Source organism: Bradyrhizobium sp., assembly GCF_049512235.1.
GTDB lineage: Bacteria > Pseudomonadota > Alphaproteobacteria > Rhizobiales > Xanthobacteraceae > Bradyrhizobium.
This window is the reverse complement of the sequence record NZ_JBEKXH010000132.1, coordinates 1-15,130: the sequence shown is the minus strand read 5'-3', so window position 1 is coordinate 15,130 and position 15,130 is coordinate 1. Positions and strand designations below refer to the sequence as shown.

Genomic DNA, 15,130 nt, shown 5'->3' with positions numbered 1-15,130 from the left:
GAATTGGATCTGCACTATCTCAACGGCGAGACGTACTTATCGTCAGCCACGGTACGGACGACACCATGACATCCGGGCCGTCAGTTCGACCATGGAGGGCAGGTAACGAAACTGCAACTAGACCCTGGTCGGCGCCGATAGGTCACCACCAGCCGATCGCAGCCGATGTTCGCGAGTCTGATTCCCGGCAGACCCTTGATCAAGAAGACGCCAACGTCGACCGCATCGTCAGAGGCATTTGCCGAGGCTGCTAATTAGATCAGATAAGACCTTCGGGAGAAATGTCGGAAGCCGCAACGTGGGTGAATTCGCCATCGCTCCAGCTTCGGACATTGTATCCGGCAATCGTCTGGTCAGGGACGGACTGACCGGGCGCCACAGTCGTCAGGCTGACCGTATGCTTGGCGTGCTTGTAGACAATCGTCGCGACCTTCATCGAACACTGCGCGTTCATCCTTGCTCTGCAAGGTTGGCATCGACGCCTGCTGCTTGCCAGCCAAACGATCTGGACCATCCAATCGTTCTTTCAACACGACTTCGTTAAGTTCGGTACGCCGGAGATTCGGCCGGCGTACCGATAAGGGTGTCGTCATGTTCGCTGCATCCTCAAGGCACTACCGTCACTTTACGATGATCTTCCCGACCATGTATGGATGCAGACCGCAGAAATAGTCGAATGTTCCGGCGCTTGCGAACGTATAGGAATAGGAGTCGCCGGTATCGAGCGCCTTCGACCGGAATGCCTTGTCCTTATTGGCCACCGTGTGCGGTATGTCGTCGTGATTGACCCACTTGACCGTCGTTCCCACCGGGACTGTCAATTCCTTCGGCCCGAACATGAAATTGCCGATCGTGACCATTTTCGGCTCCTCCTGCGCCGCTACCGCACCGTAGCCCAGCACCCCTCCGGTGATTGGACCCGAAAGCATTGCAATGATTACGGCACGGCTGAGAGGTAACCGGGCCGCCGCTCGACGGCCCAATCCGTACCCATGATCGTCTAAGCCTTTTTTGGCCATGTCTCACTCTCCCTGTGGGCCCAACGGCGCCCAATGGCGCCGAATTGCGCCACCAAACAGGAGACTCGGCCAGTTCGAGCTTTATTCCAAAAAACATGTAGGTCACTCGACTTTCGGTTTGAGGAGTTCTTGGGAACGCGAAGAGCTCATGTTGGCCTTGGTGACAAGGGCTACCCCGTTATCGACATTGGCTGACACCTTTTCGCCCTTCGAGGCGGCGAGCGCGGTCTTGACGCCGTCATAACCCATGCGGAAGGGATCCTCCACCACGAGCCCGGCGATCACGCCGTCCTGCAGGAATTTGACGAGCCTCTCGTCCGAGCCGACGCCGACTATATTGATCTTGTCTTTTGTCTTCTTTTCGACCACGGCCTGACTTACGGCCTGCGCCGCGATCGGATCGGAGACGAACACGCCGCGCAAATCACCGGTGTTGGCGATGAGGTCGTTCATGATACCAAGGACCGTCGCCGGCTTGCCATCGGCGACCTTCTCGGCGGCGATATCCAGCGCCTTATACTTTGCGGCGACCGCCTCCTTGAACCCTTTGGCGCGCTGATCGAGGGACGAAACTCCGGGCATGGAAGTGATCATCACGACGTCGCCTTCGGTGTCGGCGGACGATTTCGTGATCGCTACAGCGAGAGCATCTGCGGCGACGCGACCCGCATTGACATTGTCGGTCGCCAGGAGCGACGTCATGGCCTTGGTATCGGCGGCGGACTCGATGCCGATGATTTTGACTTTCCTGGCGGCCTCATCGATCGGCTTTCCCAGTGCTGCAAATTCCGCGGGCGCGATGACGATGGCCGCCGGGTTCGAGGCAACGGCCTTGGCGAGGATGCCGATTTGACCGCCTACGTCGGCTTCGGATTGCGCGCCGAGCTCGATAACATTGACGCCGAGATCCTGACCGGCCTTGCGTGCGCCGGCCAGCACGGCTTGCCAATAGGGCGACGTCGTATCTTTTACGATGACGGAAATCGTCGGCTTGGTCTGCGCGATGGCGGGTACTCCGAATGCAATGCCGGCAACTATGCCAGCCGCTACCACAAGCTTGTTCATGATCATACTCCGATATCGAGGCCCAGCGGCCCCCATCAAATGGATGTGCAATCGCCGGTCGGTGGTTGCATTGGCACTTAGATTTGAAGGTTCGATCCGCACCGTCACTTCGGGGCGCGTGCTTTTGGATGCAGGAGGCCCGTGCCACCAATGCCAGGAACCTTCATCAGGAAGATGAAGAGCCAAGTATCGGTGACACGGCTGGCGCGCCACTTACAAAAAGGAGTCGTCGGCGAGGCGATGATGAAGAATCAAATGCCGCCGCCCCGACGTCGGCTCAGCTCGCTGCCAATGGTTGATCGGTGACGGCGAGCAGTTCCTGGCCCTGGGTGTAGACGACAGTCCTGATGCCAAGGACCGAGCGCAGTTGTTCGGCTGGAACGACCATCGGTCCCGGCGAGGGCGCCGTGCCGGGAGCCGGCTGCGGGAATGCCGTCGATCTGGCTGTGTGGAAGGTGAGGTTGCCTTCGGTCTTCTGCATCAACTGATGAATATGACCATTGAGCACCGTCACCGATCCAAAGCGCTTCAGCATCGATAGCGCTTGCTCGGAATCATCGGTGCCCCAGCCCCAATCCTTCGAAATCGTCCATAATGGGATGTGGGCGAAGACGACAATCGGCGTCGAGGCGGAAAGGCCCTTGACATCATCACCGAGCCAGGCGAGTTGCTCCGGCCCGAGATTGCCCATGCCGCCGGCCTTGAGGTCCATCACATTGTTGAGACCGATGAAATGGATACCGTTCTGGTCGAACGAATACCAGCCTGTGCCCTTGGTGTTCTTGCCGTAGCGCTCGAGATAGGATTTGAGCGGCACTTCGTCGAGGTTATCGTGCTCGCCCGGCACGTAGTGCACGTCGAGGCCCACGCTGCCGATGACCTGCGCAGCATCGTCGAATTCTTTTGGCTTCGACAAATGGGTGATGTCACCGGTATGGAGCATGAAGGCCGGCTTGTTGGGCAGAGCCTTAACCTTGGCGATGGCTTCCTGTAGCGTGCCGAGCGCGTTGGGATTGGCTTTCTTGTCGAAGCCAACGTGGCTGTCGGAAATCTGCAAGAAAGTAAAGCCGCCCTCCGCAGCCTGCGCCGATCCGATCAGGCTGGATTTCGGAACGCCGCCGGCAACCGTCCATAAAACGCCGGTGCCGGCCCACAGCATGCATTCCAGGACCTCCCGGCGGCCCAATCCATGTCCATGATCGTCTAAGCCTTTTTTAGCCATGTCTCATCCTCCGTGTGGGCCGAACGGCACCAAGTGGCGCCGAATTGCGCCGCTAAGCAGGAGACCCGACCAGTTCGAACTTTATTCCCAAAAATATACAGCTTCCTCGATCCGTGGATCACGCCGCTGCTCGCGCCCTCGTCCGCCCAAATCCGCGAGCGGGCGTTCCCCTCGAAGGACGCGATCAGCCGATCCGATGGCCCTCATGTTCGGGTGGATCGGGCGGCGCACAGTCGCTGGTTCCGTTTCGGATCAAACCTTCTCAATCCGGCGAAGTCCGATCATCTGCTGCTGCCCTGTCGAAGCGCGCGGCGTCCCGTCGGAATAAAACGATCTCCGGTCCAGTCTCCCGATCTACGCAAGAAGGCTTCTTTCGGCCCGTGACCTGCGTGCAAAGCCCGACAGGAAGCCGATCAGTCTCATCGACTAGAGAAGAGAGTATCCAATCATGACAAATAGAGCAGAAGCCCCGCCACCTGCCCGTTACCACCTCACTGGCTTTGCCAAGGTCATGGAGAGGATCGGTCTTTCCATCATGGGCGCGCTATGCGGGCTTTTCGTTGCAGCCATGGTAGCCAACGCGGATATCGAGGAGATCAACTCCCTGGGAGCCCTGCTCTCCGCGGTGCTGTTTGGCTGTCTCGGCTTCTATTTCGGCACTAACATTCCCTCGCTGACTTCCAGCCGACCTTTTTCCAACACCGGCTCGAGTCCGAAGACGATAGCGCTGGCAAGCGCCGTCGGCACATTCGTCGCGGCTGTTGCAGCGCTGGTATCGGTCTATATGATCATCTTTGACGAGACCCCACCGATCATCTGGAATGTCGGAATCGGTTCCGGGTGGGCGCTCGGGGTTCTGCTGCAACTCGCCGCCGGCACAGCGGCGCGGCTTGGACAGCACAGCAGCGCCCCTGGCTAAGATGACCGATGCCAAACGCTCGCCGACGGAATGAACAAATTAACGCGAGCAAACGTCGGCAATTGAAATAATCCCGCGCACGAAATGGTCCTAGCAACCAGGACAATCTCGTCGGAGGAAAGCGCGATATGCTGCGGAACAAGATAGCTGACTGCCAGCGGCACATTTGATGAAGGCGTTAATTCAGCGAGTGCGCAAATTGACGAAGGAGAGCAATATGACTGCGTCGGACTCACTCTTTTGCTTCACGTCCGACAAGATCGATTTTCATCCTTGCCCAAATTGCCGCGCCCCGATGCTCGTCCGGAGCGAATCGGCTGGCGCGGACTTGAGCGTACGAATCTTTGAATGTTTCAACTGCGGTAGCGTTTTAGTGGCGCCGGGTGATCAGTCAGTGCCCTCTCTCTAAGCTGGAGCAAGGATACTCGATCGAGGTCCAGCTCGTCCGAAACATGATGCGAGAACCGGTGGTCGTGACTTGTCGATGAAGCCCGCCCGGTAATCGATGGCCGGCTAATGATCCGGGTTGCCGAGCCGGGGGCGCGAAGCGATCTGGCTTGAACGATCGACCTGCTGCGCGGTTTCCGCCCGGCCGCCATCGTCCGTCCGGCGGCGCCAGGCATCCCCAAATGCCTTGCGCGCGCGCGCCAGACGCGACATGACAGTGCCGATCGGCAGGGCTGTGATATCCGAAATCTGATGATAGGAGAGCTCTTCGATTTCGCGCAAAACCAGTATTTCGCGGAACGCGCGAGGCATCGCATTGAGAATGAGGTGAACGGTCCGGGCTTCCGCTCTGCGTACCAGCGTCGCCTCCGGAGTGTCCTGGTCCGAAGGTATCGTCGAGATGAGGTCATCGGAATCACCCTCGCCCCGGTAATCGACCTCCAGACGCGACCTTCGCCGCTGGCTCATCAGCCAGCTGTGATAGCAATTTCGTACGATCGTGAAGATCCAGGCGCGGGCGTCGCCGCCGCGATATCCGGCGAAGCTTCGATAGGCGCGGAGGAATGCCTCCTGTACGATATCCTGGGCCGCGTCGGCATCCCGGCTGAGAAAACGCGCGAAATTGTAGGCCGCGTCGAGCTGAGGAACGACGTTCTGCTTAAATCTCGCAAGCGTGGCATCCGCGCTCGGCGGCCTGCTTTGCACCAGCAGACCCAGCCGGTCCGGCGCTGACGTTGGCGCGAATTCGAGGTTGCGGTTTCTCGCCGTCAAGGAGGCGGGTTTTCCGATGCCGGCAGCGGTTGTTCTAGGCTGCATGAGGCCGTTCACGATCTGCACGTGCGGTCTCCCACGTCTTGCTGGGTGGGATGGCCACACTGCAGCTGTGGCGAACGGCAAAGAACGGCATTGGCAGGTTCCTATGACGAACGACATTGCAAACCCGAGGATTGTGTGATTGGAAACGCTTATTGCTTCAATGGACCGCCGGTTCCATCTTCCTGGAATGGGAGTACCCCGAAAAGCATAACAGAAATAATGACTTAGAAGCGGCGATCCCCCATTGAGCGGGCGGGTGTTCAACTCCAGCCTGCGATGCGGCAAGCTGACGAATCCTCGAAATGCTCGGGTTTGCCATGAAGCAGGCCGCACAACCTGTCAGGGGTTTCAGGTTTGGAGTTTTCGAAGCCGATCTTCGGACCGGCGAACTCACGAAGCTTGGCAAACGGGTCAGGTTGCAAGAACAGCCTTTCCAATTGCTGACCATGCTGCTGGAAAAGCCCGGAGAACTGGTGAACCGGGAGATACTTCGCCAAAGACTTTGGCCGAAAACGATCGTGGACTTCGATCACGGCCTCAACAAAGCGATCAGCAAGATTCGAGATGCGCTGGGAGATTCGGCCGAAAATCCCCGCTTCATCGAGACCGTCGCCAGCCGTGGCTACCGGTTCCTGGCCGACGTCGCTCTTGTCCAGGACGGGCAGCCGCAAGCTGCGGCCGGCGACGCCGCCAGCCGCGAAGCCCCCGCTCCAGCGCACCCCCCTGGTGCCGGCCCGTCGGCAAAATGGCCAGCCCATGCTTTCGGTTGGAGGCTTTCCGGCCTCGTGACAGCTCTCGCGCTGGCGGTCTTGGTTTCGTGGTTGTTCTATTCGTGGCGGCATCCTCTAACCACTATCCATTCTTTGGCGGTGCTTCCGCTGGAAAACCTTTCCAACGATGCGTCTCAGGATTATTTCGCCGACGGAATGACTGACGAATTGATTACTCACCTCGGCCAGATCAGCGCCATACGCGTGATCTCCCGCACCTCCGCGATGACCTATAAGAACGCTCGCAAGCCCTTGGCCGAGATTGCCCGCGAACTGAATGTCGATGCCGTGGTCGAAGGAAGCGTGTTGCATTCCGGCGAACGCGTACGGATAGCCGCTCAGTTGATCGAGGTGCCCGCCGACAAACAGATCTGGGCCGAAAGCTACGAAGGAGATTTCCGCGACACGCTGACGCTCCAGAGCAGGGTAGCCCGCTCCATCGCCGGGCAGATCCGGGCCACTTTGAACCGGCAGGAACAGGTGGCGCTGGAGAACTCGAAGGCCGTGAACCCGGAGGCTTATGAGGCCTACCTCAAAGGACGGTATTTTTGGAACAAGCGAACCGGAGATGGCCTGAGGACAGCCATCGAATATTTCAACCATGCAATCGAGTTGGACCCAACCTACGCCGAAGCATATTCCGGCCTGGCCGACTCCTATGCATTGTCGGGCGATTGGGAATATGGCGTGCTTTCTCCCCAGGATGCTTTTCGCAAAGCAAAGGCGGCTGCGACCAAGGCCCTGGCATTGGACGATGGTCTCGGCGAGGCCCATACCTCTCTCGCCTTCGCTTTGGATCTCTATGGCTGGGATTGGGAGGCTGCCGAGAAGGAGTACCAGCTGGCAATCAAATTGAGCCCAGGTTATGCAACCGCTCATCTCTGGTATGCGTGGCATTTGATCCTGATGGGGCGGAATAGCGAGGGCCTCATCGAGTTGAGAAAAGCGGAAAGCCTTGATCCTCTTTCTCTGATCATCAGCGCGGACATGGCGGACGCATTATGCATCGCTCATCTTTTTGAGGAAGCGGTGCAGCAAAGTAACAAAACGCTGCAGATGGAACCGAACTTTGCCATCGGCCATTATGAACTGGGGCAGGCATTCGAGCAAACGCACATGCACGATGAAGCAGTCGTCGAGTTTCAGAAAGCGATCGAGATTGCCGGACACGGGGGCGCCTTCGACTCAAATCTCGCCTACGTCTACGCCGTTTCGGGAAGGAAGGAAGAAGCAATCAAGATAGCCAAGAGCCTGGAGGCCCATCGTGACCAAAACCCGTCGGCCGAAGCCAACATCGCCCTGATCTATGTAGGCCTCGGCGATCAGGACCAGGCAATGATCTGGCTGAACAAGGGCTATGAAGCGCGATTCAACCCGTCAATTCTGCTGCGACCGGCCTTCGATCCTCTGCGGTCCAACGCTCAATTCAAGGAGCTTTGGCGCCGTATCGGCCTCCCGGGATGAGGGAAAAGACCCGCTACTTGACAAGAAGGCGCAGCAGCGACCGACCTGCGGGGGACTTCAATTCCTTCGCATCCAGCGTTCCGTCATTGTCGGGATCAGCTGCCTTGAAGCGTTGTTCGACGACGGCCAGATACTCGTTCTTGTCGAGCGTGCCGTCCTTGTCGGGGTCGACGGCTTTGAGCTCCTTCGCCGTGACGCGGCCGCGCAACTCGCGGCGGTCGAGCGTACCATCCTTGTCGTGGTCGAGCTGATCGAACAATGTGGACGCGGCCGCCTTGGCCTCGGCGAGATCGACCGTCCCGTCCTTGTCCGGATCGAGCGCCTTGATCACGCTCGAGGACGCCGCAAACGCTGGCACCACGAACGCTGCCGCTCCCAGCGTGATGGCACCGGCCGCGGCAAAGGCTGCCAAAATACACTTCGCTTTCATGACAGGTCTCCGGAATTTGGATGGCATGGCTGCAACCGAGAGGACGAGGTATTACGGCTTTGAAGCCCGTCGCGCAAATCACATTCGACGAGCCGGCGGCGCCTGCATCAAGCAAAGGTTGTCATCGCCCGGCTTGACCGGCTAACCCTTCGGCTAACCCAGTATTCCACCGCTGTGGCATTTTACCCGCGCCGCCGCGGCGTACTGCATCACCCGATCAAGTCGGGTGATGACGGCCAGCTCTGACGCGCTATCCTTGGCCGCCATCAGCGCTGCGCCGCTGGTGGTTGAAGAACCATGCCACGATGCGCGCGGCGGCCTGTTCCGGTGTCTCCTCCACGCCGGCGATGCGGATATCGGGCGCCAGGGGCGCCTCGTAGGGGCTGTCGATGCCGGTGAAATTCTTGATGCCGCCAGCCAGCGCCTTGGCATAGAGGCCCTTCGGATCGCGCCGGATGCACTCCGCAAGCGGCACATCGACAAAAATCTCGACGAATTCGCCGGCGGCAAGCTGCTCGCGCAGCCCCTCGCGCTCCGCCCGGAACGGCGAAATGAAGCATGCCAGCACCACCAGGCCGGCTTCGACGAACAGCTTGGCGGTCTCGCCGACGCGGCGGATGTTTTCCACCCGGTCGGCCTCGGTAAAGCCGAGATCGCGATTGAGGCCGTGGCGGATATTGTCGCCGTCGAGCGTGATGGTGTGGATGCCACGCTGGTGTAGCGATTTCTCGACCAGATCGGCGATGGTGGACTTGCCGGAGCCGGGTAGCCCGGTGAACCACAGCACGCAAGGGTTCTGGTGCTTGAGCGCCGCCCGCGCGGCCTTGTCGACGGAATGGCTGTGGCGATGGATATTGGTGGCGCGGCGAAGCCCGAACGAGATCATGCCGGCGCCGGCGGTCGCGTGGGTAGAGCGGTCGATCAGAATGAAGGCGCCGGTGCGCCGGTTCTCGGCATAGGCGTCGAACGCGATTGCGCTCGCCGTCGACAGGTTGCAGAAACCGATTTCGTTGAGGCCGAGGATGCGGCCTGGCCTTTGCTCCAGCGTATTGACGTCGATCTTGTGCCTGAGCGCGGTGACCTGCGCCGGCAGCGTCCTGGTGCCGATGCGCAGCAGATAGGAGCGGCCCGGCAGCAGCGGTTCCTCGTGCATCCATAGCAGATGCGCGCCGAACTGATCGGCGACCTCGGGCCGGTGCTGCGGCGGGACCAGCACATCGCCGCGGCTGATGTCGATCTCGTCTGCAAGCGTCAGCGTGACCGCATCGCCCGCCGTGGCGCGGTCGCGGTCGCCGTCGAAGGTGACAATGCGTTCGATACGGCTGGCCTTGCCCGAGCAGGCGACGATGACGTCGTCGCCGACCGCGACGCGTCCTGAGGCAAGCGTGCCGGCATAGCCGCGAAAATCGGAGTGGGGGCGGTTAACCCACTGTACCGGAAAGCGGAACGGGAGTTTTGGCGCGATCTTTTCGACCTCGACGGTCTCAAGATGATCGAGCATCGAGGTACCATGATACCATGGCGTACGCTCCGATTTTGCCGTGACATTGTCGCCGTAGCGCGCCGAGATCGGGATCGGAACTACCTGGGCAAATTTCATCGGCCCGATGAAGCTTTGATATTCCGCGACAATGCCACGGAAGACTTCCTCACCCCGCGGGATCAGGTCGATCTTGTTGACCGCCAGCACGATCTGGCGGATCCCAAGCAACGCGCAGATGTAACTGTGGCGACGGGTCTGGGTCAGCAAGCCCTTGCGCGCGTCGACCAGCACCACCGCGAGATCGGCGGTCGACGCACCGGTCGCCATGTTGCGGGTATATTGCTCGTGGCCCGGCGTATCGGCGACGATGAAGGCGCGCCGCGGCGTTGAAAAATAGCGGTAGGCGACGTCGATGGTGATGCCCTGCTCGCGTTCGGCCTCGAGGCCATCGACCAAAAGCGCGAGATCGGTCTCCTCACCGAGCGTCCCGTAGCGGCTGCTGTCGCGCGCCAGCGCCGCCAGCTGGTCATCCAGAATGAGCTTGGAATCAAACAGCAGCCGGCCGATCAGCGTCGACTTGCCGTCATCCACAGAACCACAGGTGAGGAAACGCAGCAGGCTTTTCTCGGTCTTCCCCGCCTGCGCCGGGGCCTCCGCACCGGCGTCAAGGATCGTTTGCATCAGAAATAGCCCTCGCGCTTCTTGCGCTCCATCGAGGCGGCTTCGTGATGGTCGATCAGCCGGCCCTGGCGCTCGGACCTGGTCGAGATCAGCATTTCGGCGAGGATATCGTCGACGTCGGCGGCATCCGACAAGATGGCGCCGGTGAGCGGATAGCAGCCGAGCGTCCGGAATCGAACGTTGAGCATCTCGGGCGTTTCGCCTGGCTCGAGTGGCAGGCGGTGATCGTCGACCACGATCAGGGCACCGGCGCGGCGCACCACCGGCCGCGGCCTGGCGAAATAGAGCGGCACGACTGGAATATCCTCGGCGGCGATGTAGGACCACACATCGCTCTCGGTCCAATTCGACAACGGAAATACCCGGACCGAACAGCCCTCGCCGATCCCTGTGTTGTAGAGGTTCCACAGCTCCGGGCGCTGGTTGCGCGGATCCCAGACATGATTCTTGCTGCGGAACGAAAAGATCCGCTCCTTGGCGCGGCTCGCCTCCTCGTCGCGACGGGCGCCGCCAACGGCGGCATCGAAGCCGTCGCGATCGAGCGCCTGCTTCAGCGCCTCGGTCTTCATGATCTGGGTGTGCAAGGCCGGCCCCGAGGCGATCGGATCGATGCCGCGGGCGAGCCCCTCGCCGTTGACGTGAAGCCGCAAGTCGAGGCCAAGCTCGCGCGCCATCAAGTCGCGGAACGTAATCATCTCGCGGAATTTCCAGGTGGTGTCGACATGCAGCAGCGGGAACGGTAGCGGCGCCGGGAAGAAGGCCTTGCGCGCCAGATGCAGCATGACGCCGGAATCCTTGCCGATCGAATACAGCATCACCGGCTTGCGGAACCCGGCCGCGACCTCGCGCAGGATTTCGATGGATTCGGCCTCGAGCCGATGCAGATGCGGCGTCAGTTGCCGCCGGCGCGGCAGCGATCCCGCTGCCGCATAGCGGTGGATGGCGGACGCCAGCGCGGCTACCGCCGAATCCCCCGGGGGGATCTCAAACCGGCGCATGCTCAAGATCATGGATGGCGGCGGCAGGCGCAGGGTCCAGCGCCTCCACCAGCGGCTGCAGGAATTTCTCGTAAGCGCGCCAGCGCCCGACCGAAGTTCGATAGACCGGCATCCGGACCTGAACCGAGCTCGCGGTCTGCACCGGCCGCGCCGTCTTGTGGAACGACAGGCACGCATCCTCCCACTGCAGGCCGCAATGGGCGATCAGGGCGCGCGACTGCCCCTCAAGATCATCGACAAGGTCCTCGTAGGCAACGTCGATCATCACACCCCGCGGCAACACCTCGTGCCAATGCTCCATCAAACGTGCATAGCCGCGGTAATAGCGTCCGAGTTCGCCGAGATCGTAGGTGAAGGGCTGGTTGCCGGCGAACAGCAATGAGAAACAGGAAAAGCAGGTGTCGAGGGGATCGCGGCGGGCGTGGATAATCTTGGCATTCGGCATGGCCAGATGAATAAGGCCGATGAACATGAAGTTCAACGGCATTTTGTTGACAATGCGTTGCATTTCCGGAGCCAGCGATGTGACGGCGCCGAGATAGCGCGATCCGAGATCGCGCAGATCCTGCGGCGATAGCGTCGAGATCATTTCCGGGAACTCGCCGCCCTGGATTTCCGGACGCCTGAAAGGCGCCACCGTTCGGGTAAAGGCTTCGGTCTCGCCGGCCCCGAAAATCTGCGAATGGCTGGCCAGGATCTGCTCGACCAGGGTGGTGCCCGAACGCGGCATTCCCACCACAAACACCGGCGCCGGCGAGTCGTCTCCAAAGCCGGATCGCCGGCTCATCAGGTCTGGGGTAAAGGTGGTTCGAATGCGCTCGAACATATCGCCGATCATGCTCTCGTCATAGTTGATGTGCCGGCGCTTGATCGCATTTCCCTGACGCAGATGGCCGAACGATAGCTCATGCCGGTTCAGGTCCCCGTAGGCCTTTGCCAACGCGAAATGCAGCGAGATCTGATCCTCAGCGCCGAGTTTCGGCATCTCGCCGGCAAGCTCTTCGAGCGTGCGCAGCCGCGGATCGTCGGCGGTGAAACGCCGCAAACCGGCAAGGTTGAGATGCGCAGCCAGCTGTCGCGGCGCGATCTGCAGCGCCCGCTCGTAGGCCGCGCCGGCTTCGTCAAGACGTCCAAGAGACTGCAAGGCGACGCCGATATTGTTGAGGGCTCCCACCCTGGTCGGGTCGAGGTCGAGCACCTTCCGATTCTGCGCGACCGCTTCCTCGACGCGATTGAGCGAAAGCAAAGCGTCGGAGAGATTGAAGTGGACGTCGATAAAGTCCGGATTGATCGCCATGGCCTTCTCGTACTGGGCGATCGCCTCATCGTATCGCCCGAGCCGCCGCAGCGCGTTGCCGAGATTGTTGTAGGCCTCGGTGCGACGAGGTTGCAGGCCAATGACCTTCTCATAGTGGAGGATCGCCTGTTGGGTACGATCCACGCCCTGCAGAATGTTGGCAAGCCCGAAATGCGCCTCCGCATAGTCGGGTCTGATCTCGATCGCCCGCTCGAACTGGAAAACGGCCTGCTCGGTGCGTCCGAGCGCGTGAAGCGTCGCGCCGAGCGCATGCCGCGCGCCCGCGTGATTCGAATCGATCGACAGCGCCTGCTCGTAGCACGTGATGGCCTCCTCGCGGCGCGCATCGACGGCGAGTACCGCGCCGAGACCCGCCATGGCGTCGGCCGAATTTGGATCGACCGCAGCCGCCTGACGGAACAGCTCGATGGCAACGTCGGGCTGATCGGCCAGCGCGCGAATCGTAGCCAGCTGGAACAAGGAACCGAAGTGGTCCGGATTGATCGCCAGAATGAATTGGTAGAGCTGTTCGGCATCACCCGCCCTGCCCTGTTCCTGCAGGCCGGCGGCAATACGAAACGTCTGTTCAATATGGATGAACAGACGGACTTCCTTGGGAACCGTGGATACGTTCATGGCGACTCCCGGTGTCGATCGGATCGCGGCGGGCGTGGATGATACGGTCATACGGGAGCGCCAGATGAAAGAGGCCGACACGGGTAAACTTCGCCGGCATCTTGTCGACGATCCGGTCCGCACTCGGCGCACCGCGTTGTCCTGGGGTTCATCCCGGCTCGATTGATTGCGGCCGAACTTGACCTAAACATGCGTCGTTTCGGACGGAAATGTGATGATGTTCTGGCCAAATCGCGCATCACCGGAAAAGACAGAGGAGAGGCCGGCAAGGTCATCGTCATTCTACGATGGCCAACCTCATCTTCCCAGATGCAAGGCTTCGAACCAGTTCGCCTCGCGGGCTCGATCGAGAGTGCCTCACCAAATTCGGAGGAGAGCGTGCGCGCGATGTTTTGCGCGATGCCATCCCTTTGGTTCAACATTTGTTGCTGAGCATCCACAAATCGCGCTCGACGATTGCCAGGCGGCACTGCGCGAGAGCGATGCTGCCGCAAATTTCGGCAGCTGGTTCCGTGCTTGCCGGCGTCGGGACCATACGTGAGCTGATTGTTGGACGCGCGGGCTAACTGCCTATAAGGCCGAGCGAATGCGGTACCGCCAAGAGGTCTGCGAGGGGCATTCGGAGTTTCATCTGATGACTCTGATCGACCGACTCGAGACTGGCTGCCCGGTCTCCATGCCGCGCTTTGCGCCACCCGATCGCCTCGTTTGGTCAAAACATGATCACAGTACGGTCCGAAACGACGCATCTTTGGGTCAAGTTTGACGGCGATCAATCGGTCGCGCGGCGAATGACAACAGCTCAGCAGTTCACCAGGCCGGCGGACGCCGGTTAAAGGTGCTCTTCAGTTTCGAACATCATCGTGGTTCTGCGGGACGCGCCAGGCAGGAAGCCAGCGATGAAATTTGAGGAGACGATCTAATGGCAACCGCAACTACTCTATTCAACAAGACGGCACTGGCGAACGGCACGTCCAACTTGATCGTGCGCACCAATGCGGTCAATCAATCGACAGACCTGGTGCAGGCCGGGGTTGTCTTCAACGATGCGATCCGTGCGTCGACCGGATTGTTCAGTCTGTCGGGCAGCGGCAACCAGAACCCGTTCCTGGGCGCTTACATTTCCGACATCCATGCGGTGCAGAACGACATCACCGCGATGCTCGCCGCTCCCGGCAACGTTACGCTCGGCGGCCAGGCCTTTGCCCTCAACACCACTGACATCGCGAATTTGACCAACATTCAGGGTCAGCTCGGCACACTGCTGACGGCAGCTCCCCAGACCACCAACGCAGCGACGCTGACGGCCGCCGACCAGACGATCCATACCGCGCAAGCCCAGATCCTTCAGGAAATCAACCAAGATCCGCATATCGCGGCCGCCCTCGCCAACGTCCCGTTCATGGCCACGACCGGTGCCACCGACGTCGGGTTCCAGAGCCTCCCGGTGGGCGCCGATGATGCGGCATCGGTCGCCGCGGCAACCGCGGGCAATAGTCTTCAGGCGGTAGGCGTGGTCTACAATGCGGCGGCCGATCTCCTGCTCGGCGGCATCAATGGTTCGAACTCCGCCCAGATCACGACAGATCTCAACGCGGTTGAGCAGGGTATCACCAACATTCTGAACAACGCGACCGCGCTCGCCAAGATCGAAGCCGGCGAAACCGCCAATGCCGCGGCACTGACGACCGTCCACCTCGATACGGTGCAGACACAGGTCGCCCTTCAGCTCAACAAATACGACGCCATGGAAGCCGCCGGCAGCGCCGAAGGCCTGCGCGGTACCGCAGACAACATCCTCGACATCATCGATATCGTTCAGAATGACACTGCCCTGAACAAGGCGGCGGGCGGCAACGGCACCGCGGGGCATGCCGGCGGCT

Annotated in this window: 12 protein-coding genes and 1 pseudogene; 3 read left to right on the top strand and 10 right to left on the bottom strand. The window is 60.6% G+C overall.

Features of this window, described 5'->3' with window-relative positions:
* Nucleotides 1-259 precede the first annotated feature (259 nt).
* From ABSG20_RS14420 to ABSG20_RS14405, 4 genes are all read right to left on the bottom strand, one after another.
* Nucleotides 260-454, bottom strand: a complete 195-nt coding sequence (locus tag ABSG20_RS14420; RefSeq protein ID WP_423865176.1) for a hypothetical protein — start codon at nucleotides 452-454, stop codon at nucleotides 260-262.
* Between the two features lie 166 nt (nucleotides 455-620).
* Complete coding sequence (locus ABSG20_RS14415; protein WP_423865175.1) at nucleotides 621-1,019, bottom strand: cupredoxin domain-containing protein; 399 nt, start codon at nucleotides 1,017-1,019, stop codon at nucleotides 621-623.
* A 102-nt stretch (nucleotides 1,020-1,121) separates the two neighbouring features.
* Nucleotides 1,122-2,084, bottom strand: coding sequence for a substrate-binding domain-containing protein (locus ABSG20_RS14410; protein ID WP_423865174.1), 963 nt, complete (start codon nucleotides 2,082-2,084; stop codon nucleotides 1,122-1,124).
* A 277-nt stretch (nucleotides 2,085-2,361) separates the two neighbouring features.
* The gene (locus ABSG20_RS14405; RefSeq protein WP_423865173.1) at nucleotides 2,362-3,306 is read right to left on the bottom strand and encodes a metallophosphoesterase family protein; all 945 of its coding nucleotides are present in this window, start codon (nucleotides 3,304-3,306) and stop codon (nucleotides 2,362-2,364) included.
* Between the two features lie 448 nt (nucleotides 3,307-3,754).
* Between ABSG20_RS14405 and ABSG20_RS14400 the strand changes: the two genes are divergently transcribed.
* The gene (locus ABSG20_RS14400; RefSeq protein ID WP_423865172.1) at nucleotides 3,755-4,225 is read left to right on the top strand and encodes a hypothetical protein; all 471 of its coding nucleotides are present in this window, start codon (nucleotides 3,755-3,757) and stop codon (nucleotides 4,223-4,225) included.
* Nucleotides 4,226-4,738: 513 nt separating this feature from the next.
* Here ABSG20_RS14400 and ABSG20_RS14395 read toward each other — a convergent pair.
* Entirely contained in the window at nucleotides 4,739-5,509 is a 771-nt protein-coding gene (locus ABSG20_RS14395; protein WP_423865171.1) for a sigma-70 family RNA polymerase sigma factor, read from the bottom strand.
* Between the two features lie 281 nt (nucleotides 5,510-5,790).
* Between ABSG20_RS14395 and ABSG20_RS14390 the strand changes: the two genes are divergently transcribed.
* Complete coding sequence (locus ABSG20_RS14390) at nucleotides 5,791-7,722, top strand: winged helix-turn-helix domain-containing protein (protein ID WP_423865170.1); 1,932 nt, start codon at nucleotides 5,791-5,793, stop codon at nucleotides 7,720-7,722.
* Between the two features lie 13 nt (nucleotides 7,723-7,735).
* Here ABSG20_RS14390 and lanM read toward each other — a convergent pair whose 3' ends face one another.
* From lanM to ABSG20_RS14365, 5 genes are all read right to left on the bottom strand, one after another.
* Complete coding sequence (lanM, locus tag ABSG20_RS14385; protein ID WP_423865169.1) at nucleotides 7,736-8,152, bottom strand: lanmodulin LanM; 417 nt, start codon at nucleotides 8,150-8,152, stop codon at nucleotides 7,736-7,738.
* 250 nt (nucleotides 8,153-8,402) lie between these two features.
* Nucleotides 8,403-10,316, bottom strand: coding sequence for a sulfate adenylyltransferase subunit CysN (cysN, locus tag ABSG20_RS14380; protein WP_423865168.1), 1,914 nt, complete (start codon nucleotides 10,314-10,316; stop codon nucleotides 8,403-8,405).
* Nucleotides 10,316-11,314, bottom strand: coding sequence for a sulfate adenylyltransferase subunit CysD (gene cysD, locus ABSG20_RS14375; RefSeq protein WP_423865167.1), 999 nt, complete (start codon nucleotides 11,312-11,314; stop codon nucleotides 10,316-10,318). The genes cysN and cysD overlap by 1 nt, the downstream gene beginning before the upstream one ends.
* On the bottom strand, nucleotides 11,301-13,247 hold the full coding sequence (locus ABSG20_RS14370; RefSeq protein ID WP_423865166.1) for a sulfotransferase: 1,947 nt from the start codon (nucleotides 13,245-13,247) through the stop codon (nucleotides 11,301-11,303). The genes cysD and ABSG20_RS14370 overlap by 14 nt, the downstream gene beginning before the upstream one ends.
* Nucleotides 13,198-13,347 carry a hypothetical protein gene (locus ABSG20_RS14365; protein ID WP_423865165.1) on the bottom strand — a complete coding sequence of 50 codons (150 nt, stop codon included), beginning with the start codon at nucleotides 13,345-13,347 and terminating at the stop codon, nucleotides 13,198-13,200. Before ABSG20_RS14365 ends, ABSG20_RS14370 begins: the two co-directional genes overlap by 50 nt.
* Nucleotides 13,348-14,169: 822 nt before the next feature.
* On the opposite strand from ABSG20_RS14365, the pseudogene ABSG20_RS14360 reads away from it, so the two are divergent.
* Nucleotides 14,170-15,130: pseudogene (locus ABSG20_RS14360) on the top strand (hypothetical protein); the annotation flags it as partial.

Coding starts and splice junctions, on each gene's coding strand:
- ABSG20_RS14420 (WP_423865176.1), bottom strand. CDS start 454: ATGAACGCGCAGTGTTCGATGAAGGTCGCGACGATTGTCTACAAGCAC.
- ABSG20_RS14415 (WP_423865175.1), bottom strand. CDS start 1,019: ATGGCCAAAAAAGGCTTAGACGATCATGGGTACGGATTGGGCCGTCGA.
- ABSG20_RS14410 (WP_423865174.1), bottom strand. CDS start 2,084: ATGAACAAGCTTGTGGTAGCGGCTGGCATAGTTGCCGGCATTGCATTC.
- ABSG20_RS14405 (WP_423865173.1), bottom strand. CDS start 3,306: ATGGCTAAAAAAGGCTTAGACGATCATGGACATGGATTGGGCCGCCGG.
- ABSG20_RS14400 (WP_423865172.1), top strand. CDS start 3,755: ATGACAAATAGAGCAGAAGCCCCGCCACCTGCCCGTTACCACCTCACT.
- ABSG20_RS14390 (WP_423865170.1), top strand. CDS start 5,791: ATGCTCGGGTTTGCCATGAAGCAGGCCGCACAACCTGTCAGGGGTTTC.
- lanM (WP_423865169.1), bottom strand. CDS start 8,152: ATGAAAGCGAAGTGTATTTTGGCAGCCTTTGCCGCGGCCGGTGCCATC.
- cysN (WP_423865168.1), bottom strand. CDS start 10,316: ATGCAAACGATCCTTGACGCCGGTGCGGAGGCCCCGGCGCAGGCGGGG.
- cysD (WP_423865167.1), bottom strand. CDS start 11,314: ATGCGCCGGTTTGAGATCCCCCCGGGGGATTCGGCGGTAGCCGCGCTG.
- ABSG20_RS14370 (WP_423865166.1), bottom strand. CDS start 13,247: ATGAACGTATCCACGGTTCCCAAGGAAGTCCGTCTGTTCATCCATATT.
- ABSG20_RS14365 (WP_423865165.1), bottom strand. CDS start 13,347: ATGCCGGCGAAGTTTACCCGTGTCGGCCTCTTTCATCTGGCGCTCCCG.